This window comes from Lactiplantibacillus argentoratensis, from assembly GCF_037290055.1.
Lineage (GTDB): Bacteria > Bacillota > Bacilli > Lactobacillales > Lactobacillaceae > Lactiplantibacillus > Lactiplantibacillus plantarum.
The window spans coordinates 1507828-1529754 of the sequence record NZ_CP147647.1; the positions used below are offsets into that span (position 1 = coordinate 1507828).

Sequence of the window (21927 nt, forward strand, 5' to 3'; positions counted from 1 at the left end):
ATGTCCACAGTAAGTCACATCAATATTATTCAGCAGATTTTATAAAAATGCGTAATAAATTTATTTTCTAGCCGAAAATAATCGCTGTACTAGCAGTAAACTTGATAACAATTTACATGATAAAAGCGGTTGGTTGGTGATTATGATGGCTTATGTGCGGATTATGGCTAAATCTAGCTAGGGGGCTTTTTATATATTTTTTAGTTTACATAATATATATTATACAAAGTAGAATTGAAAACAAAATTGCTCCCCCACGACCTGATTTAGGTCCCCCGTGATGATTTTTAAATTTTATGTTAGCTTTCTGGTGACTCAATTCTTAGATTGTCATTTCGTTGCAACTATTTTTTCGTGGCTAACTGTTTTGAACTTTTTAGCGCGTCCGTTTAACTTAAATTATTTTTTTGAGTCACAGACATCAACGCTAAAATCAGTCGATTGAATTTCAACCGAGTATTTTTCATGAATTTGGATTAGCTTGTCTGAATCACTTAAAGTTCAAATACTTTCAAACTGCTAAATCTAACTAGCTCACTAGCTGGTATTTATCACTAACTTGCATGTACGCTCATAATTTGCTGATAGCTAACGTCGATTATACGCTTCATTTGACGGACGAGTCTTCAACTAATAAACGAACACGCGCTTAGAATGCGCCTCTCAGCATCGGTCAAATCGCTTGTTTTTGCTGTAAATTTATGTTTTAGTTAAAGTAAGAATTCTAACCCAGAAAGGATGTCCTACTATCAATGACCGCTAAATTTCCGTATGCTAAAAGCTTTCTCGCCTCATTAGAAACTGCTGGCAAGCAAGCTAGTACGATTGAGCAATATGAATTAACCTTGGCTGACTTTTTCAACTATGAGCAGCATTTCAATGAGACCTTTGCTAAGGATCAGTTACTAGCAGATTTAACTGAGAATGATATTCAAGCTTACTTGGCAATGCTCCGTGAACAACGTCAATTCAAAACATCGACGCTGAATAAATGTCTGTCGAATCTAAACGGCTACTTTAGCTATTTATTTTCACACCGAATTATTACAACTTTACCAACCTTTACAATCAAGGGACAACCATTGACTAATCGGCAACAAACAACGACTTGGCCAGAGCAATTGGCGGCATGGCTAGCAATGGATGACCTGCATCCATACACCCGCTTATTTTTGTTACTAACGACCAAGGGTTATACTGCCACGGAGATGCTCACACCGGGGTTTTATCAGCAATTGAATACAATTACCTTTACAGCAGTAGAACAGGCTTTTCTGGTTAAACTACGGGCCTATTTGCAGCCATTACAGACTCAAAGTGGTAGTTCGGACCTTTTCTTAAAGCAGCGTCAACGTGGGACCGACCCACATATCACTCTAGCAGCATTGCATAAATACTTGGCGGGTGATAGTCAACGTTTAGGTGTGCCATTAAAGCCGGTTGCACTGCGCCAAGACTTCATGCTGTGGTTTCTCAATCAACACCGGACGACCGAACCGACTGAGATCATGCAGCAACTGCGGTTAGATGAAACCAGCCTCGAATATTACCAAAACTTGCTACGCCAACGTGATTTGCGCACTTTAAAAGCCACTAAAACAGATTAAGGCAACACTGATAAGCTAACTGCGACGGTTAGCTTTTTTAGTTAAAGTAACTTTACGTTGTTGCACGATCTTTACATAACTTTACAAACACATCACAAGCATTACGTGGAATTTGCTAGTTAATTAAGAAGCCTTAAAACGCCTATACAACGCGCCTTTTTGCAGTTAAACTAGTTTTAGTGATTTAACTAAAGTATTGAAAGGATGATTTGATGACATTCTATCGTTGGTTAGAACCGTTTATTGAACAAAACGGTCCGTTCGCACCAGCTGCTTGTTATGCGCACTCAGACTTTGATTTTCCTTTGACTAGTAATGTTCATGAATTATCTGATTATATTACTTACTTAAATATTCGTGACTCAGTCAAAAAGTCGTTTTATTCAGCATTGGACGCTTACCAAGCAAGTTAACAATCATAATTAAACTCAAAAACCAACCTACTAACCCAGTGACGATCGCTGAAGGTTTGCAGGTTGGTTTATTCGTATTTTTAGCCGCATTATTGTGATGATGCCCAGTGATAAACAGTTCTCCAATAGGCGTCATTCTAAGCGCTTAAGCCACCATTACGTTTATTGCCAATGTTCCTTAATAAACGCCTCACGACCGCCCATTTCTTCGATTTGATAGCGGAATGGATTGCGTCGATAAAAGTCTTGGTGCTCGGCTTCTGCGGGATAAAATGGCTTCGCATCTTCAATGGTTGTCACAATCGGCTCAGCAAACTTACCGCTAGCTGCCAGTGCATCTCTTGAAGCCGTTGCAGCTCGTCGTTGAGCTTCACTATTAACAAAAATTACTGGTCGATAACTGTCGCCACGGTCCTGAAATTGGCCCGATGCATCAGTTGGATCGGTCTGACGCCAATAAATTTCAACTAAGTCGGCATAACTGATTACCTCTGGGTCAAAAGTGATTTCAACCGCTTCAGTATGTCCAGTCGTATGGCTGGCAACTTGTTCATACGTTGGATTAGCAACTGTACCACCCGTGTAACCTGAAATGACTGACTTGATTCCGGGCTGCTGGTCAAACGGTTTGACCATGCACCAGAAACAACCACCAGCAAATATTGCAGTCTCTGTCATCTAAATTCCTCCCGTTTATTAACTCAATTATTTAAATAAGCTCTGATACTGACCATACCCAGCTTTTTCAAGTTCAGCAACTGGAATGAACTTCAGCGCTGCTGAATTAATACAATAACGAAGCCCACCGCGATCACGGGGCCCATCTGGGAAGACGTGCCCTAAGTGTGAGTTCGCTTGCGTGCTAGTTACTTCTGTACGGTGCATGCCAAACGACTCGTCACGGTGCTCGTTCAGATTGGTCTGATTGATTGGTTTGGTAAATGATGGCCAGCCACAGCCCGCATCATATTTATCAAGCGAGCTAAAGAGTGCTTGACCGCTAACAACATCAACGTAAATACCTTCCTGATAAAAGTTATCATACTCACCACTAAATGGCCGCTCGGTCGCCGCCTCCTGGGTAACGGCGTACTGTTCTGGTGTTAAACGCTGTCGTAATTCATCTTGCTGCTTATCCATTGCTACCAGTCCTCCCATAATTTAGTTGTGCACAACCTAATCACAATCTTTATCATACCCCAATCTATCTAGAATGCAAAAAAGAAGCTCCCACAAGTGGCAGCTTCTTTTAAATTAATCTGTAAATTAAGCGTTGAAGGCGTCCGTTAATTGAGGGACAACTTGTTTCTTACGTGAAACGACACCTGGTAAGCTGAGACGGTTGTTAGCAATCGTCTTACCAAAGGCCTTTTCAACGGGTTCCGTTGGGTTACCAACGACTAATAATTCGGAGTTACTATCCAAGATATTAGTAGCTAAGATTAGGAATAAATCATAACCGTCACTCGCGTTTTCGTCCTTAGCAGCACTCTCTAAGGCCGCTTGGCGCTTGAAAACATCGTCTAAGTCAACTGTATTAATCTGCGCAACACGTACGGTCTTGCCGGCCATTTCAAATGACTTGGCATCAGCATCGATTAATTCTTTTTCAGACTTGCTGTCAAGGTTAGTCCCTGCTTTAAGCATTGCTAAACCGTAAGTTTCATAGTCAATATCAGCGATCTTAGCCAAGTCTTTAACGACTGCAACGTCAGTTTCCGTTGTCGTTGGTGACTTTAAGAGTAATGTATCTGAAATGATCGCAGATAACATTAATCCGGCTAGTTTGGCTGGAATTTCAATATCATTTTCTTGGAATAACTTGTAAATGACGGTACTGCAGCAGCCAAGTGGTTCTGCCCGGTAGAATAATGGTTGCGCCGTATCAAAGCCGGCGATTCGATGATGATCGACCACGTGACTAACAGTTACGTCAGCAATGTCACTTACACTTTGTTGTGGTTCGTTATGGTCGACAAGCATAACGCTGTCAACTTCATCACTGGCCTTAGTAATGACCCGTAATGCTGGTTCGTCAAAGTAATCCAAAACGTATTGGGTTTCTTCGTTGGGTTCACCTAAAGCAACCGCTTCAGTGTCCGCCCCCATCTTATTTTCGTAGTATGAGAACGCCTTGGCCGCCACAATCGCGTCGGTATCAGGATTTTGATGTCCAAAAACTAATTCCTTACTCATTAGCACAAAACTCCCTTAAAACTTATTTTTGATTAATTTTTTGTAACCGTGAAATGTAATCTTCGGTCCGTAAGTAAGCGTCAAATTCGTCAAGGAAATTCTTGATTCGTGGAATTTGGTCCTTATCTTTACGGAAGACGAAGTTTAAGTCAAACTTGATGGCTGGTTCAAATGACAACGTGTGAAGCTGATCAGTTGCCGGATTAGCCACCATAAATGAATTAGGTAACGCCGTGTTCGTGTTAGTTGCTGCCACAAAACGATAAATCTGTTGTGGTGTCGTGAACCGGGCGACTGCCGTTGGCAAATCAGCCAATTGGTTTTTATAGGATTCCTTAACCACTTGATCCAAGTAGTAGTTTTCAGGATACGTCACCCATGGATTGAGCGTCGTATCTTTGAACTTGATGCGCTTCTTCTTCGCTAACTTCTCGTCACCCGAAATAAATAACAGCTCATCTTGGATAATCTTCTTGGACTGGTATGGTTTCCAGTTCTTGATACTTTCATCAGGTAGGTACATGACTGCCAAATCAATCCGATTATTTTCCAATCGTTCCCAAATTTCTTTACGCGTCAACATGTGCAACGAAATAATAACATTCGGATTGGCCTCGTAATACTTGATGGCAAAATCCTCAAATACGTGGTCTTCAATTGAAGCTAACACCCCAATATTGATTGTTCCTTGAGTAGCACTGGTCGTCTGCTGAATTTCATCAGTTGCCTTGTTCAGTACGTCGTAAATGCTGTGTGTTGCGTTGAGCATCGTGTAACCGGCGTCAGAGAGCCGTAACTTTTTCCCGACGGAGTAAAACAAAGGGGCGCCAACGGTACGCTCTAGTTTTTTGATTTGTTGCGTCAATGCTGGTTGCGTGATGCCTAAAATTTGGGCTGCTTGTGTGTAATTCATAGTTTCAGCTAGTTGCAAGAAATACGTTAACGTTTTCGATGAGAAAATACTTTCTTGAGTTGTCTTCATGAATTTTACCTGATCCTTTCTTCTTATCGCCATCTTATGATACCTATAATTTTATACAAGATTCAAAGTGAAAGCAAGCGGTTGTTATTGGTAAATAAAGCTTAACTAATTCATAATATTTTACCCTGTCATAACATTATCTTAATCGAATGCCAGTTAACGTGCAAGTATTCGCATTGCAAATTACACCGTTAGCGGGATTGGATGGATCTGCATAGAAACAGGTTCCCCTTCAGTATCAGTATCAACTACAAACGAGCCATTAGAATAACGCGCACTGATTGGATGATCATCGTTCAGGATCGAATGGTGCCTACCACGATCAGTCAGCACATCAAGTGCAACCCCATTTGCGTCACTAGCAACTAAGACATAGTCAGCGACCCGGTGTGGATTATTCTTCAACTCCCGTAAGACTTGAACACCCCGTCGTGCACGACTTGTCACAGGTAAATCTGCTACCTTCATCTTCTTGAATGAGCCCCGTTGCGTAATCATGGCAATCAAATCATTATCTGCGGCAATCGTTGCCCGTACAATGGCATCGTCGCGTAGATCCATAGATTTCACGCCGACCGCCTTCGCACCGATTGTTGGGACCTCGCTCAAATCATAACGAAGGCCATAACCATGTTGCGTAATCAAGATCAGGGTTCCCGTTGGCGCAGCCGGTAAGTATTTGACCGTTACAACAGTTGCATCATCAGCCTTCATCTTGATGAACTGACTAGCCCGAGTCTTATAAGTTCGGCCCGGCGTGTAATCGGCAAAGGCCGTTTGCTTGATATAACCGTCACTAGTTGCCACTAAGAATTTTCCGGTAGCTTTAAGGTTTTCAAAAGAATAGACCCACGTGATGCGCTCGTTTTCAGCCAGCCCAATCGTCTGAGAAATGTGTTCGCCAGTATCTTTCCACTTGGCGTCAGCAATTTCATAAATTGGCCGGTAAATGAGATGGCCCATGTTGGTGAACATCATTAAATGATCTAACGTGCTGTTTTTAGCCAGATAGATTGGATAATCCTCATCTTTAAGCCCATTATCATCAGGCTCCGATGCTGAATAAGAGCGTAAGCTGGTTCGCTTGATATAGCCATCATGGCTAATCATGACAATGACGTCTTCTTGTGGAATCACGACCTCGGTCTTGACTTTTAACTCTTGAATTTCATTTTGAATTTCAGTCAAGCGGCTCGTTGGATAGGCTTTTTGAACGGCTTTTAATTCGCGCCGCAACACTTTATCGAGTTCTTTAGGCTCTGCCAAGATCAGCTGATAGGTCGCGATAGCCTTGGCCAGTTCAGCTGATTCTTTTTCTAGCTGCGTCACATCGGTATTGGTTAACCGATAGAGTTGCATCGTCACGATGGCTTCCGCTTGAATCTCAGAGAAATCGAATTGACTGACTAAATTCTGTTTGGCGTCCTTCTTATCCTTGCTACCACGAATCGTTTTGATCACTTGGTCGAGGATGGACATCGCCTTGATTAATCCTTGAACGATGTGTTGGCGATCCATAGCCTTCTGCAAGTTAAACTGGGTCCGCCGGGTTACAACGTCCCGTTGATGCTCCAAATAGGCCGTTAGAATCGTTTTCAGGCCAACGTGTTCGGGCCGCTGATGATAAATGGCGACCATGTTGAAGTTATAAGTAATTTGTAGATCGGTATTTTTGAGTAAGTAAGTCAGAATACCTTCTGCATTGACGTCACGCTTCAGTTCAATCACGACCGATAATCCTTGGCGGTCACTTTCATCACGAACTTCGGCAATGCCTTCGATTTTCTTCAAAATGCGAATTTCATCAATCTTTTTCACTAGCTGTGCCTTATTAACTTCATAAGGGATCTCCGAAACTTCAATCTGTGACTTATTCCCCTTAAGCGGTACGATCTTGGTTCGCGAACGCACGACGATACGCCCACGGCCAGTCTCATAGGCTTGCTTGATACCTGCTAAGCCTTGAATGATTCCCCCAGTTGGAAAATCGGGACCCTTGACAAAGTCCATCAAGTCTTCGAGTGTTGCCTTAGGGTGATTCATCAGGAATAAAATCGCGTCAATGACTTCACTCAAGTTATGCGGCGGAATTTCCGTTGCATAACCGGCTGAAATCCCCGTTGCTCCGTTAACTAATAAGTTCGGGAAACGGGCCGGTAAAACAGTTGGTTCGTACTCCGTGTCATCAAAGTTGAGGACCATATCGACAGTCTTTTTATCGATATCTTGGAGCATTTCACCAGCGATTTTACTCAAACGTGCTTCGGTATACCGCATGGCGGCAGCCGGATCACCGTCCATGGAACCGTTATTCCCATGCATTTCAATCAACGGCTCACGTAACTTCCAGTCCTGACTAAGGCGAACCATTGCTTCATAAATCGAAGAATCTCCATGGGGATGAAAATTACCCATGACGTTTCCGACTGACTTGGCCGACTTACGGAAGGCTTTGTCAAAGGTGTTGCCATCCTGATTCATGGCGTATAGGATCCGCCGTTGTACCGGTTTCAAACCATCACGGATGTCTGGTAAAGCGCGTTCCTGAATAATATATTTAGAATAACGGCCGAAGCGGTCGCCCATGACGTCTTCAAGGGTTAGTTCTTGAATTTTTGGTTGTTCAGTTGCCATTTTACGACCCCCTCTATTGTTTTAGCTGTTGTGCCAATTCTTCGTCGGCTTGCTCATGTGCAGATGAGACGGCCTCGTTATCTAGTAATGACCCGTCTTCGTCCAAGTTAAAGTGGACGTTACTTTCGATCCATTTTCGACGAGGTTCAACTTTGTCACCCATTAGCGTGGTGACCCGTTTTTCTGCTAAAGCAGCGTCATCGATTCGAACTCGAACTAAGGTCCGTTTCTCCGGATCCATGGTCGTTTCCCATAGCTGTTCCGCGTTCATTTCACCGAGCCCCTTGTAACGTTGGAGCGCATAGCCCTTACCAAATGACTTGGTCTTGAGCGTTAACTCTTCGTCAGTCCATGCATATTCCGTCCGCAACTGCTTGTTCTGCTTCTTTTGTAAGCGATACAGCGGTGGCAACGCAATGTAGATTTTACCAGCGTCGATCATTGGCCGCATGTACTTATAAAAGAATGTCAGTAAGAGAATTTGGATATGGGCACCATCGGTATCGGCATCGGTCATAATAATGACCTTGTCATAATTACTAGCCTTAATATCAAATTCGGGCCCAACACCCGCACCAATTGTGTAAATCATGGTATTAATTTCTTCATTCTTGACAATGTCAGCTAATTTGGCCTTTTCGGTATTCAACACCTTACCACGTAATGGCAAGATTGCTTGGAACTTGCGATCACGCCCCTGTTTTGCTGAGCCACCGGCCGAATCCCCTTCGACTAAGAACAATTCATTCTTCTTAGCATTCTTAGACTGCGCCGGAGTTAATTTTCCAGAAAGTAACCGTTCCTGTTTGTGCCGCCGCTTACCATTTCGACTTTCATCACGGGCCTTACGGGCAGCTTCACGAGCCTGGCGAGCTTTAGTTGATTTGCGAATCAGCATTTGAGCAAACTCGCCATTTTCCATCAAGAAGAATTGAAGTTGTTCGCTCACGATATTATCAACAATCGTTCGTGCTTCGGGTGTCCCGAGCTTTTCCTTAGTTTGACCTTCAAATTGCAAAAGATTTTCCGGTACTCGTAACGAAATAACAGCGGATAGCCCTTCACGAACATCGGAGCCTTCCAAATTCTTATCCTTGTCCTTCAATAGGCCAACCTTGCGAGCATATTCATTGAACGCTTTCGTCCAGGCACTGCGGAACCCGACTTCATGCGTCCCACCGTCTGGCGTCCGCACGTTATTGACGAATGATAACAAGTTTTCCGAATAGCCATCGTTGTACTGCGCAGCAACCTCAACTTCGACGCCTTCCTTAGTACCATCAAAGAACATGATGTCCCCGAGGGTGTCCTTATCTTCGTTGAGGTAACTGACAAACGCCTTGATACCATCTTCGTAATGGAAGACCAGCTCTTGTTGTTGATTTTCTCGTTCGTCAGTCAGCGTGATTTTGACGTCTTTCAGTAAGAATGCGGATTCACGTAGCCGTTCAGCTAAGGTTTGGAAATTATAAACCGTCGTTGTAAAGATACTAGCGTCGGGCTTAAAGGTCATTGTTGTTCCAGTTGGCTTATTAGTCTTCCCTTTCTTCTCAAGGGTCCCAACGGGATGACCACCATCTTTGAAATGTTCAACGTAGCGGTAGCCATCACGGATGATGGTGACCGTCAATTCGGACGACAGTGCGTTAACGACGCTCGCACCGACCCCATGCAGCCCACCAGAAGTCTTATAACCACCCTGGCCGAACTTACCACCAGCATGCAAAACCGTGAGGATAACTTCAGGTGTTGGAATACCGGAAGCATGCATTCCAACTGGCATCCCACGACCATGATCGACAACGGTGATGCTATTATCGGCGTGAATAATCACGTTGATTTCTTTACCATAGCCAGCTAAGGCTTCATCAACGGCATTATCGACAATTTCATAAACTAAGTGATGGAGTCCGCGGCCGTCCGTAGAACCAATATACATTCCGGGACGCTTCCGAACGGCTTCTAATCCTTCAAGTACTTGGATTGAAGAATCATCATATTTTGGGCTTTTCTTGGCCATTCTCACAACTCCTTTTATCTTTAAAAATCTGCCTCGATCAAGTGGTACTTTCAGGAAACCGTAATAAAGTAGTCCTAAAAGCCCCAACCTGTCAAGGTGCAATTATATTAATTTCTGATTGTTACTCGTGGCTCTTCATCTGTTAGCATACACGTTAACAACTAAAATAGCAAACGTGTGTTCGTGTCAGAAGTCATCTTCTAAAAATTAAAGCCACTTACTAGCTTACCTCATGTTGATTCTAAGCGCCAGTTCAATGAATAAACTTATTACTGGTCACGACTAGTTCTTAAAATGCGTGAATATTTTGTCAGTTAGCGCTTTAAAGGCCCTAGCCACCCGCTTTTAGGCACATAATAATTATCAAAAAATCATTTTATTTTCATAATTTACCACCCAATCATCATTTTTTAAACCGATTAATCCCCACAACCTTAAAAAGAATGCTAAAATATTGATTGATTCTATTGCAGGAGGAACCAACTTTGAAAATACTAATTATGCTGATCATCGCCTACTTAATTGGCGCGATTCCTTCGGGTGTCATTATTGGCAAGTTTTTCTTTCACACTGATATTCGTCAAGCAGGTAGTGGTAATATTGGAACTACCAACACGTACCGGGTCCTAGGCCCGACCGCCGGGACAATTGTCATGGTGATGGATATTCTAAAAGGCACTATCGCAGCACTACAGCCGACCTTGCTATTCCATATGAATAACCGCTATACCTTATTGATTGGACTAGCAGCTATTTTAGGACATACGTTCTCAATTTACATTGGCTTTAAAGGTGGCAAGGCCGTTGCCACCAGTGCCGGAATCTTACTGGCCTACAACTGGGAGTTTTTCTTAATTGCTAGTGCCATCATGTTACTGTTGGTTTACACGACCAGTATGGTCAGTGTTGCTAGTATGACGGCCTTCCCAATCGTTACGTTGATTGCGATTTTTTACTATCAAGATTGGTTGCTGTCACTCGTAGCCTTTGCATTGACGCTCTTCATCTTCTATCGGCACCGCAGTAATATTGCCCGTATCAAAAACGGGACCGAATCATTGGTACACTTCGGACTCGGTTGGCGACGTCAGCAACGTGCTAACCACAAATAATCGCACTCTTTTCAAGACCATTTCATTATTGAGTGGTCTTTTTATTTAGGAACTGGTAAGCTTAGTTGCTGGGCTTGTGTGGTGTTTTTGCTCTTAGTTAAAGTAAGATGATACAAATAGCTTTTGTGCCTTTTTAGGCCACAACAAAAAACCGGTCAAGCGGCTTGACCGGTTTCGTAAATTCACACTAGTTTAGTTAGAAAAAGCTGATCGCATATTTAGCATCAAACGTCTGGTTCGCTGCAAGCCGGTTAATGCCCATCTTATGGCTTAATTGACCGTCGCTATCAACGTTATCCGCAATGCCCCACCATGGCTCTAAGCACACGAACGGCGCTTCTGCGGGGTATGGTGACCACATGCCGACGTATGGTGCATCTTCAATCGTCATCGCTACCCCATGATCATCCAGATCAGTGTCCAACATTAACGTCGTCTCGTGATGATCCAAATCCAAAATCAGGGCATCGTCCTTAAACAAATCCCGGCTAAGTGCTAATGGCTTGGTCAGGTCGAAGTCATCCGCATTTGCCGCATCGTTCAACGGTGCCTGTAATGGAATATGCGCGTAGACCTTTCGTGGTGCCACGGTAACCTTATAATCAGCTAGTGTGCCCGCCGGATCAGCGAGTGGCACGTTAAATGCTGGGTGCCCCCCAACAGAAAACAACAGCTCTTGATTAGCCGGATTATGCACATTGTAGTTAACGGTCAATTCATGATCCGTCAACGTATAAACCAGACGTAATCGAAACGCGTATGGATACATCTCCCGCGTCGCGCGACTATCGGTCAATTCAAATGTTGCTTGTGTGGCCGTTTGGTTGACGACCGTAAAGTCATTGTCGCGGGCAAAACCGTGTTGTCCCATGTGATAAGCCTGACCAGCAACAGTATACTGGTCATCCTTTAAACGACCAACGATTGGAAAAAGCACGGGTGCGTGCCGGCCCCAAAAAGTTTTGTCGGCCTGCCACATGTACTCAATACCGTCACTCGACTTGACACTACTTAATTCCGCCCCAGCTTCATTAATCAAAACGGTGAGGTACTCATTCTTTAATTCGACTGTCATCCGCGTAAACGCCCCCTTAATAAATTTTATAAGATGTAACGACTAAGATCCTTATCCTGTGCAATGTTACCGATTCGCTCGTTGACATAGCTTTCAGTGATTGTGACTTCGCCCATTTCCATGTCAGGACCTTCGTATAGCAATTCTTCCAAGAGCTTTTCCAAAATGGTGTGCAAACGACGGGCACCGATATTTTGTGTCTCATGGTTGACCTTATAGGCAATCGTGGCAATCGCTTCGATAGCCTCGATCGTGAACGTCACTTTAATGTTGTCCGTACCGATCAAAGCGATATACTGCTTAATCAACGCATTCTTAGGTTCCGTCAAAATCTTAACAAAGTCATCCTTGCTTAAATCGTCTAATTCGACCCGAATTGGAAAACGGCCTTGCAATTCAGCAATCAGATCACTAGGTTTACTTTCCGCAAAGGCCCCGGAAGCGATAAACAGAATGTGATCAGTATTGATGGGACCATATTTTGTTGAAATTTGTGACCCCTCAACGATTGGCAGAATATCTCGTTGAACCCCTTCACGTGAAACTTCACCGGAACCTTGCTGACCACCCTTAGTAATCTTATCAATTTCATCGATAAAAATAATCCCGGTATTTTCAGCACGGACAATCGCATCATGATAAATATCAGCGTTATTGACTAACTTTTCGGATTCTTCCCGGACTAAAATTTCTCGGGCCTCTGAGACTGGCATTGTCCGTTGGATCCGCTTCTTGGGCATTAAAGCCCCTAAACTATCACCAAGATCAATACCCATTTGACCCAGCATGTTATTATTACCCGCGGCGGCTTGTTGGGGGTCATCCATCTCGATGGTAACCTCTGAGTTTTCTAAGCGCCCCGTTTTCAACTGATCGGCAACTGATAATCGTTGATTACGAACTTCATCGGTCACTTCTTCGTTACTTGAATCGTCAACGTTGGGGGTCTGGCCGTTTTGCATCTGGCTAAACATGTTCATCATGTTTTGGAACTCGTTACCATTATTCTTAGCCTGCTTCTTTTGGGCTGGTACTAATAATTTGACGAGCCGTTTATCAGCAGCCTGCACCGCTTGCGCCCGCACACCAGAATAAGCCTGTTGTTTTTCCATCTCGATAGCCACGTCCACTAAGTCACGAACCATGGATTCGACATCGCGACCAACATAGCCGACTTCCGTAAACTTAGTTGCTTCAACCTTCACAAACGGGGCGTGCACAATCTTAGCCAACCGCCGGGCAATTTCGGTCTTCCCGACCCCGGTTGGTCCGATCATCAGCATATTTTTGGGGGTAATTTCTTCCTGCATTTCAGCAGAAAGTTCCATCCGCCGATAACGATTACGTAGCGCGATTGCCACCGCTTTTTTAGCTTGGTTTTGACCAATAACATAATTATCAAGCGCGGCCACAATTTGTTTCGGTGTCTTATTGATTTCTTCCATGAGCGTTTCCTCCTACATTACAACGTTTCTGAGATCACATTATGATTGGTAAAGATATCAATGTCGCCGGCAATATGGATTGCCGCTTCAGCGACTTCCTTGGCACTCATATCCTTGGCATGCAGCTGCATTGCGCGCGCGGCGGCTAAGGCAAAGTTGCCACCAGAACCAATGGCTAAGACGTCGTTATCCGGCGTGATTACTTCACCACTCCCAGAAACAAGTAACATGTCATCTTTGTTCATGACGATCAACAAAGCTTCCAATTTCTGTAACGCCTGGTCACTGCGCCATTCCTGGGCAAGCTCAACGGCTGCCCGTTGTAAATTACCAGAAAATTCGTTGAGTTTCTTTTCAAAACGATCTTCAAGGTTAAACGCATCCGCGACACTCCCGGCAAAACCTACGACGACCTGATCATTATAAATCCGCCGAACTTTATGGGCTGTCCCTTTCATTACGACTTTTTCACCCATCGTGACCTGACCATCACCGGCCATGGCGTTATGGCCGTTTTGGCGAACGGCGCAAATGGTAGTTGCTTCAAATTTCGTTGTCATGTTCAGTCTCCTTTGTCGATTCCCGCGTTGCCCGTGGGAAAAATTGACGATAATCTTGTTGTAAATGTTCCTTTGTCACGTGCGCATAAATTTGCGTCGTTGACAAACTTGTATGACCTAACAGCTCCTGCACGGTCCGTAAATCGGCACCATTATTCAGCATCTGCGTTGCAAACGTGTGCCGGAGCATGTGGGGATGAATATCAGCCGTTAAACTACTTTTCTTAACGATTTGATTCAAGACATATTCGATTCCGCCGCCAGTAATGGGACCGCCATGCCGATTAATAAACACCGTTTGGTGCGTTTGACTATACTTGGCCATCACGGGCTGCCGGCAGACGGTTTCGTAATGCTGAAGCGCGGTAGCCGCGTACCGACCAAATGGGACGTAACGTTCCTTGTCGCCCTTCCCACGAATCAACATCATTTTTAGGTCGTAATCAACGTCGGCTAATTGTAGATCGACACACTCACTCAGCCGAATCCCAGTACCATACAGGACTTCTAATAACGCCGCGTTCCGGGCCCCCATCACGCTATCATCCGCATAGACGGTTTGAAATAATACGTCCAGCTCCTTTTGATAGAAAAAACGGGGTAAGCGCGCCGCATGTTTTTTGAGTTGGACGTACACGAAGGGATTCAATTTAGCTAAATCATTCTTAACCAAAAAGTTATAGAACGACCGCAAGCTTGAAACTTTCCGAGCAATTGAATTGCGGGTCAAGTGCCGGTCATATAAATGACTTAAATAGACGTTAACGTCCAACCGGTCAACTTCAGTATACGCTTTCGCGCCGCCATTTGCCGTTAAGAAATCATTAAAAGCTTGAATGTCTTCCCGATAAGCAGCAGCGGTCTCTTCCGAATACTGTCGTTCAACCCGAATGTACTTTAAAAAGAGGGTTAAATAATCCGTTTCCATGCAAAAACCTCCATACGTTGCTACTTTAGCAAAGTATGGAGGAAAACACAATTATGCACCCTGTCAATGGGGCGATATTTTAGTTGTTAACGGTCAACGTTTCATCTTTAAAAGTCGCCAGGTCAGCCAAGGCCCGTTCAGAAATCGCCGTATTACGTTCACGCTTATCCCGAATGCGCTGTTTGAGTTTTGGCATAATGCCAAAGTTGGCGTTCATCGGCTGGAAGTTGCTAGCGCTCGTATGCGTGATATAGTGGGCCATCGCCCCCATCATCGTGTCCGTTGGAAAAACGACCGGTTCTAACCCAAGTGCTAAGCGCGCCGCGTTGGTTCCAGCAACGATGCCACTCGCTGCACTTTCAATATAGCCTTCGACGCCCGTCATTTGGCCCGCAAAAAATAAGTCAGGCCGTTGCTGCGTCTGATAAGTTGGCGTTAATAGTTTCGGTGACTTCATAAAAGTATTGCGATGCATGACGCCATAACGGACAAATTCAACGTTCTCCAGACCCGGAATCAGTGAAAAGACCCGTTTTTGTTCGCCCCACTTAAGGTGGGTTTGGAAGCCGACGATATTATATAGATCACCAGCGGCATCATCTTGGCGCAACTGAACGACTGCAAAGGGTTGCTTACCCGTCTTTGGATCTTCAAGGCCCACTGGTTTAAGTGGGCCAAATAGCATCGTTTGGCGCCCACGTTGTGCCATCACTTCGATTGGCATACAACCTTCAAAGACATCCGAATTTTCAAAATCATGCGCTTCGGCCATTTCGGCGTGAATCAACGCGTCATAGAAAACGTCAAATTCGGCTTCCGTCATTGGGCAGTTCAGATAGGCCGCTTCACCGCGGTCATAGCGTGATTTGAGATACACCTTGTCCATGTCGATCGAATCTTTCGTTAAAATCGGTGCGGCCGCATCAAAAAAGTGTAAGTCATCTTCGTCGTTAAACGTTTGAATCGATTTCGCTAAGGACGCCGCCGTTAATGGTCCAGTCGCTACGACCGTAATACCATCTGGAAGACTCGTAATCTCTTCATTAATAATCTCAACATTAGGTAACGCGGTGATTGCAGCCGTGATCTCTGCAGAGAACGTATCCCGATCAACGGCGAGCGCACCGCCAGCTGGGACAGCGTGGTGTTCAGCCGCTTGCATCACGATCGAATCCATCTGTCGCATTTCGGCCTTTAATAGGCCCGCCGCGTTGGCTAATTGGTTCGCCCGCAGTGAGTTCGTGCACACTAATTCAGCAAATTGCGCCGTGTGATGGGCGGGAGTCATTTTGCTGGGCCGCATTTCATACAGCCGGACATTGACGCCCATATTAGCAATATGCCAAGCGGCCTCTGAGCCGGCTAAACCGGCGCCAATTACGTTTACTGTTGGTATTGATGCCATCCAGAATTCCTCTTTTCTTGTTGTCATACCATTGATAGTATTGTTGTCATCATACCTGAGAAACTAGCAGAAGACAACTAATGGCATCAGCAAATCCTGCAATGAGATGGCCGCCGTCAAGCTTAAAGCGAACATTAATTTAAGTGGGCGCTTATTTTACCGATGAAACACTTGTTAATCAGTTGAAATTACGAATTTTGTCAACGGATTTTCACAAATTGTACGCATTGTTTGACAATGCACAAAAAAAGATCATCCGTAGATGACCTTTTTTTTCATTTATTTTTGAACGTTTTCGGTATAATCGCCATTCGGACAAAGCACTTGCTTGCCACCTTTGACCTTCTTTTCGACCAGGTAATGGCCATCCTTCGGGCAGTCACGACCAACCGGCTTATCCCAAGAGACAAAGTCACAATCTGGGAAGCGGGAACAACCATAAAAAATCCGGTTCTTCTTCGATTTCCGCTCAATGACCTGGCCCTTCTTACATTGCGGACAAACGACACCAATTTCTTTAACGATCGGCTTCGTATTACGGCAATCCGGGAAACGGGAGCAGGCAAAGAATCTGCCGTAACGACCCATCTTCACAACCATGGGCGCGCCACAAATATCACAATTGAAGCCCGCTAATTCGTCTTTGATTTGGATCTTCTCCATACTTTCCTCAGCCGTGGCAACTTCTTTCGAAAACGGCTTATAGAAACTATCGACGACTTTGACCCAGTTTTCCTTACCTTCTTCAGTCGCATCCAACTGTTCTTCTAAACTGGCCGTAAAGCCGACATTAACGACATCCGGGAAGTATTCCTGAATAATATCGTTAACGATCTCGCCGAGTTCAGTTGGCACAAACCGGCGCGCTTCTAATTTGACGTAGTAGCGCCGCTGAATCGTATCCAGGGTTGGTGCGTACGTTGACGGCCGCCCCACACCATTTTCTTCCAATGCTTTGATGAGGTTGGCTTCAGAGTAACGTGCGGGTGGCTGGGTGAAGTGTTGTTGCGGATCCGTCTTCGATAGCTTGACCACATCACCTTCACTTAAATCTGGTAAGACGTTATTCTTTTCCGTCTTATCGTAGATCTTCGTAAAACCAGCAAACTTCGTCTTCGACCCGTTCGCCCGGAATTGGACGTCATTTTGGTCGATCGTGACCGCCATTGTGTCAAGTACTTCGGGCGTCATCTGACTAGCCACAAACCGTGACCAGATCAGCTGGTATAACCGGAATTGATCCTTCGTCAAGTAGTCTTTGATACTTGCGGGTGTCCGGAAGACGGATGAGGGTCGGATTGCTTCATGGGCATCCTGAGCGCCTTCTGGTAACTTGCCCTTGACAGGTTTGGTGGCCGCATATTCTGCGCCGTATTCTTTATGCAAGAATTGTGACGCTTCGTGCTTCGCAATCGACGAAATCCGCGTCGAGTCAGTCCGCATATAAGTGATTAAGCCGACGCTACCTTCCTTACCACCAACATTGATGCCTTCATATAATTGTTGTGCTGCCATCATGGTCTTACGCGTCCGGAAATTCAACTTCCGGTTGGCATCCTGTTGCATGGTGGAGGTTGTAAATGGCGGCGCTGGGAACCGTTTACGTTCCTTCTTGACGACTTTGACGACATTAAAATCGCCATTCCGGTCTAATTGGCCCAAGATTTTTTGCACCGCATCGTTGTCATCCAACGGTTGCTTCTTGCCATGGGTTCCATAAAAGCTTGCCATGAACTTGGAACGACCCTTTTGAAATTCACTATCGATCGTCCAATACTCTTGGGGCTTAAACGCTTTAATCTCATTTTCACGTTGAATGATCAAATCTAGCGCGATCGATTGCACCCGACCGGCCGATAAGCCCTTTTTGACCTTTTTCCACAATAATGGGCTAATTGAGTAACCCACTAGTCGGTCCAAAATTCGCCGGGCCTGTTGGGCATCCACCAGGTCCATATCAATTGAACGCGGTTCTTTAAAAGCGTTTTTGACCGTATCCTTGGTGATTTCATTGAAGACGACCCGGTTTTTATCCTTAGGGTCAAGCCCTAATAAATAGGATAAGTGCCAAGCAATGGCTTCCCCTTCACGGTCCGGGTCAGATGCGAGGTACACGGCTTTGGCTTTTTTAGCCTCTTTCCGCAATCCCTTGATCACATCACCCTTACCGCGAATCGAAATATAGTGCGGTTCATAGTCGTTATCCACGTCGACACCCATCTTGCTCTTCGGTAAATCCCGAATATGGCCCAGACTAGCGACGACTTTATAAGAACGACCTAAATATTTTTCAATCGTTTTTGCTTTAGATGGTGATTCCACGATCACCAATTTTTTAGCGGGTGTTTTGCTTTTCCGCTTGGTAGCAGTTTTAGTTGCGGTCTTCCGCTTTGCCGCCGGTTTGGCTTTAGTTGTACTTGCAGCCACTCGATCAGCTCCTTACAGGTTTCATTATCATTATTATAAATATCAGTTTAAGAAATCCCTGTAATCATATTTCAAAAATTTCGTGTTGTCAAATTTTTGGTAAAAACTCTTCTATTATATGTCGCGAATTTAAGACTGGTTTGGCCCCCGCGACGATCAATTGATTGCACCCAACTGAAAATGGTGCGTCAATTGGTCCAGGTACTGCCAGAACGTTGCGATTGTTTTGTAACGCGATATTAGCAGTGATCAGACTCCCAGAATGGGCCTGCGCCTCGACCACGATAACCGTTTGGCACAGCCCGGCAATAATCCGGTTACGAGCAACGAAGTGGTAGGGTTCCGGCCCCACCCCCAGTGGGTACTCACTGATTAATAAACCGACCTGACTAATTTGTTGCTGCAAGTCGCGGTGTTGACGGGGGTAACTAATATCTAGTCCAGTCCCGATCACCCCGATCGTCGGTAAGTTAAAACGAAGGGCGGTCCGATGCGCAAAACCATCGGCGCCCTTCGCTAGGCCACTGACAATAGTCAGCTTTTCCGTGGCTAACGGTGCCAATAATTGTGTCGTGACCCGTTCCGCATACGATGTCGCCTGTCGCGCACCAACGACCGCAAGTTGACGCGTCGTGAGTAACGCACGCTGTCCGCGCAAAAACAACACTACTGGTGGTTGATAGCCTTCTAATAGGGCCGGTGGATAATCATCATCCAAGATCGTTAAAATATCAAGCGGCGCATGCCGTTTTAGTCGTTGTTGAAATGCCGTGCTTTGCCAGTCAGCGGTAAAACGCTCCTGCTGACTAGCAGTTAAATGGGCCAATTTACCTAATTGGCGGGGATCAGTGACGACCGTGTGAACCTGCCGACAGTGTTGTAGCACACGGACCATCCCGGCATACCCGATGCCGTGTGCTAAGTGTAATCGAATCAATAAACTTCTTAACTGCATGTTATCACGACTCCTTAAGTTCACCCTTGTTGACACTAGTCGTCAACAAAACGGCTTCTTTAAAGAGTAGTTACGGATTTAGACCCGCTTAGCATTTCGAACCGGTGAAAAAGATTGGCGATGGATCGGCGTGGCGCCCAAACTGGCCAACCCGGCCAAATGCTTAGCAGTCCCGTAGCCCATATTATCAGCAAAGTCGTACCCGGGATACACTTGATCGTACATGGTCATTAAGTGGTCCCGGACGACTTTGGCGACAATACTAGCCGCCGAGATGCTCGCGCTCTTCGCATCGCCCTTGATTAGACGGGTCTGTTCAATTGGTACCGGCACCTGCATCGCGTCAACTAGTAAACGGGTTGGCCGAACGGACAGGTTACGGACGGCTTGGGCCATTGCAACTCGGGTCGCCTCGTAGATATTTAATTGATCAATTTGTTGGGCATCCGCAACGCCGATGCCCACGGCGACCGCTTCTTCTAGGATCCGTGGCATCAGGGCCGCCCGTTTCTTAGCGGTTAATTGCTTTGAATCATTGACTTCTAGCAAATCAAAATGATCGTCCAAGACTACAGCGGCAGTGACGACTGGTCCAGCTAACGGACCGCGACCAACTTCATCGATCCCAGCAACGTATTGTCCGCCGTGGGCCCAAAAATCCCGTTCTAAACGCATATGTTGATTAAAACGTGTCTCTAACACCGCCTGTTTTTCAGCTTGTCGCAAATAGTGTTGATAAGCCTGCTGCACGCCCTTGCGCGGGTCGGCTTGGGCCGCGGCTAGCAGCGCTGCCGTTGGTTGGTCAGCCAGTAGCCGTTTAAAATCCGCAATCGTTCGTTCAGGCATCGGGTTGATCCCCCGTTAAGTCGAGCGTAAAACGACCGAGCCGGCCCTTGCGAATATCTAAGAGGAAGGCCACGCAGAAACGTTCCCAGTCATCGCGCATCCCCGCATTTTTCGTCATCGCAATCAGTAATTCCGGGTTTGGTAAGGCCAACTGCTCAGCCGTCAAATGATAACGGTCGACTAAGCGGGCCGCGTAGTGCTGCTTGAAGAAGTCCAAGGCAAACAAAGCGACGTCATCGTTAGGATAGATATTTTCCTTAATCGCGCCCGTGACGGCCAACTTGGTCCCAACGACTTGGTCTTCAAACTTCGGCCATAAGATCCCGGGAGTGTCTAGTAATTCCAATTTATTGGACGCTTTGAGCCACTGTTGGCCCTTGGTAACGCCCGGACGATCACCGACTTTGGCAATTTTTTTATTGACAATATGGTTTAATAAGGTCGATTTGCCAACGTTGGGGATACCGACACAAACTGCGCGGATTGGCCGATTAGTAATGCCACGGGCCGCAATTTTTGCTAACTTGTCAGCTAACATGTCACTAGCCGCTTGCGTCATTTGCTTACCAATCGTACGGCTACGTGAATCGACCGCGATTGCAACTTGACCCTGGTCTTCGTAATACTTGACCCAGTCAGCTGTCGCTTGCGGATCTGCCAGGTCCTTCTTGGTCATAATTAAGAGGTGTGGTTTTTGTTGAACCGTTTTTTCAATTTCTGGATTCTGGGAAGCCACGGGGATCCGGGCGTCGACCAATTCAAAAACAATATCAACTAAGTGTAAATTGTCCTGAATTTGATGAATCGCCTTAGCCATGTGACCTGGGTACCATTGAATATTTGCCATTACATTGTGCTCCTTTTTCTCGTGGCGTGAATGCCTTCAAACTTTGATCATTGTTAAAATTCTTTAACAGCACGGGCTGTCAAGCCGAAACTGCTAGCTCCAGTGGCGACATGCTTAAGTGCTTTGCGCCAACCGCTACTAATGCGTTCATTCAACGAAATCGTTGGTCGCTATGCCGCCCATGAACTAAAACACCGGACGCTTGCTAGTCCAGGACTGGCATGATGCAGCAATCTATATTTTACCATGTTTACACCGACCATGCTTTGAAACCGCCCATTGAGCTGCTGCCCAATACATCCTCACGTTAATTTAGCTAACCGGAATAGTGACACCATTTTATTGGCTGCAAGCTTGCGGTAGCTGTCAATTAGCTCGTTAGTCCAAGCACATCGCATAACCGTCCTTAGCGTTAACGTCCACCGATACGATCATACAACAGTTCACCTACTACAAATGCAAATAAGCGCGACGT

At 45.4% G+C, this 21927-nt stretch carries 18 protein-coding genes; 3 read left to right on the forward strand and 15 right to left on the reverse strand.

Annotated features, from left to right (window positions below):
- Positions 1-752: 752 nt before the first annotated feature.
- Both V7R88_RS07045 and V7R88_RS07050 read left to right on the forward strand, forming a co-directional pair.
- Complete coding sequence (locus tag V7R88_RS07045) at positions 753-1607, forward strand: phage integrase N-terminal SAM-like domain-containing protein (protein ID WP_054398404.1); 855 nt, start codon at positions 753-755, stop codon at positions 1605-1607.
- Positions 1608-1819: 212 nt separating this feature from the next.
- Positions 1820-2020 (forward strand): sterile alpha motif-like domain-containing protein, encoded by a 201-nt coding sequence (locus tag V7R88_RS07050; RefSeq protein ID WP_003640551.1) that lies wholly within the window; start codon positions 1820-1822, stop codon positions 2018-2020.
- Between the two features lie 162 nt (positions 2021-2182).
- Here V7R88_RS07050 and msrA read toward each other — a convergent pair whose 3' ends face one another.
- From msrA to parE, 6 genes are all read right to left on the reverse strand, one after another.
- Positions 2183-2698, reverse strand: coding sequence for a peptide-methionine (S)-S-oxide reductase MsrA (msrA, locus tag V7R88_RS07055; RefSeq protein ID WP_054398406.1), 516 nt, complete (start codon positions 2696-2698; stop codon positions 2183-2185).
- A gap of 27 nt (positions 2699-2725) precedes the next feature.
- Positions 2726-3160, reverse strand: coding sequence for a peptide-methionine (R)-S-oxide reductase MsrB (gene msrB, locus V7R88_RS07060; protein ID WP_057717177.1), 435 nt, complete (start codon positions 3158-3160; stop codon positions 2726-2728).
- Between the two features lie 126 nt (positions 3161-3286).
- On the reverse strand, positions 3287-4216 hold the full coding sequence (locus tag V7R88_RS07065) for a manganese-dependent inorganic pyrophosphatase (protein WP_054398409.1): 930 nt from the start codon (positions 4214-4216) through the stop codon (positions 3287-3289).
- A 22-nt stretch (positions 4217-4238) separates the two neighbouring features.
- On the reverse strand, positions 4239-5198 hold the full coding sequence (locus tag V7R88_RS07070) for a LysR family transcriptional regulator (RefSeq protein WP_057717176.1): 960 nt from the start codon (positions 5196-5198) through the stop codon (positions 4239-4241).
- 183 nt (positions 5199-5381) lie between these two features.
- Positions 5382-7832, reverse strand: a complete 2451-nt coding sequence (gene parC, locus V7R88_RS07075) for a DNA topoisomerase IV subunit A (RefSeq protein ID WP_057717175.1) — start codon at positions 7830-7832, stop codon at positions 5382-5384.
- A 13-nt stretch (positions 7833-7845) separates the two neighbouring features.
- On the reverse strand, positions 7846-9852 hold the full coding sequence (gene parE / locus V7R88_RS07080; RefSeq protein WP_057717174.1) for a DNA topoisomerase IV subunit B: 2007 nt from the start codon (positions 9850-9852) through the stop codon (positions 7846-7848).
- 485 nt (positions 9853-10337) lie between these two features.
- Between parE and plsY the strand changes: the two genes are divergently transcribed.
- Positions 10338-10964, forward strand: coding sequence for a glycerol-3-phosphate 1-O-acyltransferase PlsY (gene plsY / locus V7R88_RS07085; protein WP_072535258.1), 627 nt, complete (start codon positions 10338-10340; stop codon positions 10962-10964).
- A gap of 196 nt (positions 10965-11160) precedes the next feature.
- Here the strand turns inward: plsY and V7R88_RS07090 are convergent, their stop codons facing one another.
- The 9 genes from V7R88_RS07090 to ylqF all read right to left on the reverse strand — a co-directional run bounded on the left by V7R88_RS07090 (position 11161) and on the right by ylqF (position 21452).
- Positions 11161-12039 (reverse strand): aldose 1-epimerase family protein, encoded by an 879-nt coding sequence (locus V7R88_RS07090; RefSeq protein WP_057717173.1) that lies wholly within the window; start codon positions 12037-12039, stop codon positions 11161-11163.
- Between the two features lie 26 nt (positions 12040-12065).
- Positions 12066-13484, reverse strand: a complete 1419-nt coding sequence (hslU, locus tag V7R88_RS07095; protein WP_003640560.1) for an ATP-dependent protease ATPase subunit HslU — start codon at positions 13482-13484, stop codon at positions 12066-12068.
- Between the two features lie 17 nt (positions 13485-13501).
- Complete coding sequence (hslV, locus tag V7R88_RS07100; RefSeq protein WP_003638820.1) at positions 13502-14044, reverse strand: HslVU peptidase proteolytic subunit; 543 nt, start codon at positions 14042-14044, stop codon at positions 13502-13504.
- Positions 14028-14972 carry a tyrosine recombinase XerC gene (gene xerC, locus V7R88_RS07105; protein ID WP_057717172.1) on the reverse strand — a complete coding sequence of 315 codons (945 nt, stop codon included), beginning with the start codon at positions 14970-14972 and terminating at the stop codon, positions 14028-14030. Before xerC ends, hslV begins: the two co-directional genes overlap by 17 nt.
- Positions 14973-15051: 79 nt before the next feature.
- On the reverse strand, positions 15052-16377 hold the full coding sequence (gene trmFO, locus V7R88_RS07110; RefSeq protein ID WP_057717171.1) for an FADH(2)-oxidizing methylenetetrahydrofolate--tRNA-(uracil(54)-C(5))-methyltransferase TrmFO: 1326 nt from the start codon (positions 16375-16377) through the stop codon (positions 15052-15054).
- Positions 16378-16656: 279 nt separating this feature from the next.
- Positions 16657-18804, reverse strand: coding sequence for a type I DNA topoisomerase (gene topA, locus V7R88_RS07115; RefSeq protein ID WP_057717170.1), 2148 nt, complete (start codon positions 18802-18804; stop codon positions 16657-16659).
- Positions 18805-18892: 88 nt separating this feature from the next.
- Entirely contained in the window at positions 18893-19759 is an 867-nt protein-coding gene (dprA, locus tag V7R88_RS07120; protein ID WP_057717169.1) for a DNA-processing protein DprA, read from the reverse strand.
- 78 nt (positions 19760-19837) lie between these two features.
- A complete protein-coding gene (locus V7R88_RS07125; protein ID WP_057717168.1) occupies positions 19838-20605 on the reverse strand; it encodes a ribonuclease HII in 768 nt (255 codons plus the stop codon).
- Positions 20598-21452 (reverse strand): ribosome biogenesis GTPase YlqF, encoded by an 855-nt coding sequence (gene ylqF, locus V7R88_RS07130; RefSeq protein WP_338816105.1) that lies wholly within the window; start codon positions 21450-21452, stop codon positions 20598-20600. Before ylqF ends, V7R88_RS07125 begins: the two co-directional genes overlap by 8 nt.
- Positions 21453-21927: the final 475 nt, after the last annotated feature.

Excerpts from the sequence above, each read along its gene's own strand:
- parC (WP_057717175.1), bottom strand. The coding sequence starts at position 7,832 with ATGGCAACTGAACAACCAAAAATTCAAGAACTAACCCTTGAAGACGTC.
- V7R88_RS07065 (WP_054398409.1), bottom strand. The coding sequence starts at position 4,216 with ATGAGTAAGGAATTAGTTTTTGGACATCAAAATCCTGATACCGACGCG.
- hslV (WP_003638820.1), bottom strand. The coding sequence starts at position 14,044 with ATGACAACGAAATTTGAAGCAACTACCATTTGCGCCGTTCGCCAAAAC.
- xerC (WP_057717172.1), bottom strand. The coding sequence starts at position 14,972 with ATGGAAACGGATTATTTAACCCTCTTTTTAAAGTACATTCGGGTTGAA.
- V7R88_RS07045 (WP_054398404.1), top strand. The coding sequence starts at position 753 with ATGACCGCTAAATTTCCGTATGCTAAAAGCTTTCTCGCCTCATTAGAA.
- V7R88_RS07050 (WP_003640551.1), top strand. The coding sequence starts at position 1,820 with ATGACATTCTATCGTTGGTTAGAACCGTTTATTGAACAAAACGGTCCG.
- hslU (WP_003640560.1), bottom strand. The coding sequence starts at position 13,484 with ATGGAAGAAATCAATAAGACACCGAAACAAATTGTGGCCGCGCTTGAT.
- V7R88_RS07125 (WP_057717168.1), bottom strand. The coding sequence starts at position 20,605 with ATGCCTGAACGAACGATTGCGGATTTTAAACGGCTACTGGCTGACCAA.
- trmFO (WP_057717171.1), bottom strand. The coding sequence starts at position 16,377 with ATGGCATCAATACCAACAGTAAACGTAATTGGCGCCGGTTTAGCCGGC.
- msrB (WP_057717177.1), bottom strand. The coding sequence starts at position 3,160 with ATGGATAAGCAGCAAGATGAATTACGACAGCGTTTAACACCAGAACAG.
- ylqF (WP_338816105.1), bottom strand. The coding sequence starts at position 21,452 with ATGGCAAATATTCAATGGTACCCAGGTCACATGGCTAAGGCGATTCAT.
- V7R88_RS07090 (WP_057717173.1), bottom strand. The coding sequence starts at position 12,039 with ATGACAGTCGAATTAAAGAATGAGTACCTCACCGTTTTGATTAATGAA.
- V7R88_RS07070 (WP_057717176.1), bottom strand. The coding sequence starts at position 5,198 with ATGAAGACAACTCAAGAAAGTATTTTCTCATCGAAAACGTTAACGTAT.
- parE (WP_057717174.1), bottom strand. The coding sequence starts at position 9,852 with ATGGCCAAGAAAAGCCCAAAATATGATGATTCTTCAATCCAAGTACTT.
- msrA (WP_054398406.1), bottom strand. The coding sequence starts at position 2,698 with ATGACAGAGACTGCAATATTTGCTGGTGGTTGTTTCTGGTGCATGGTC.
- dprA (WP_057717169.1), bottom strand. The coding sequence starts at position 19,759 with ATGCAGTTAAGAAGTTTATTGATTCGATTACACTTAGCACACGGCATC.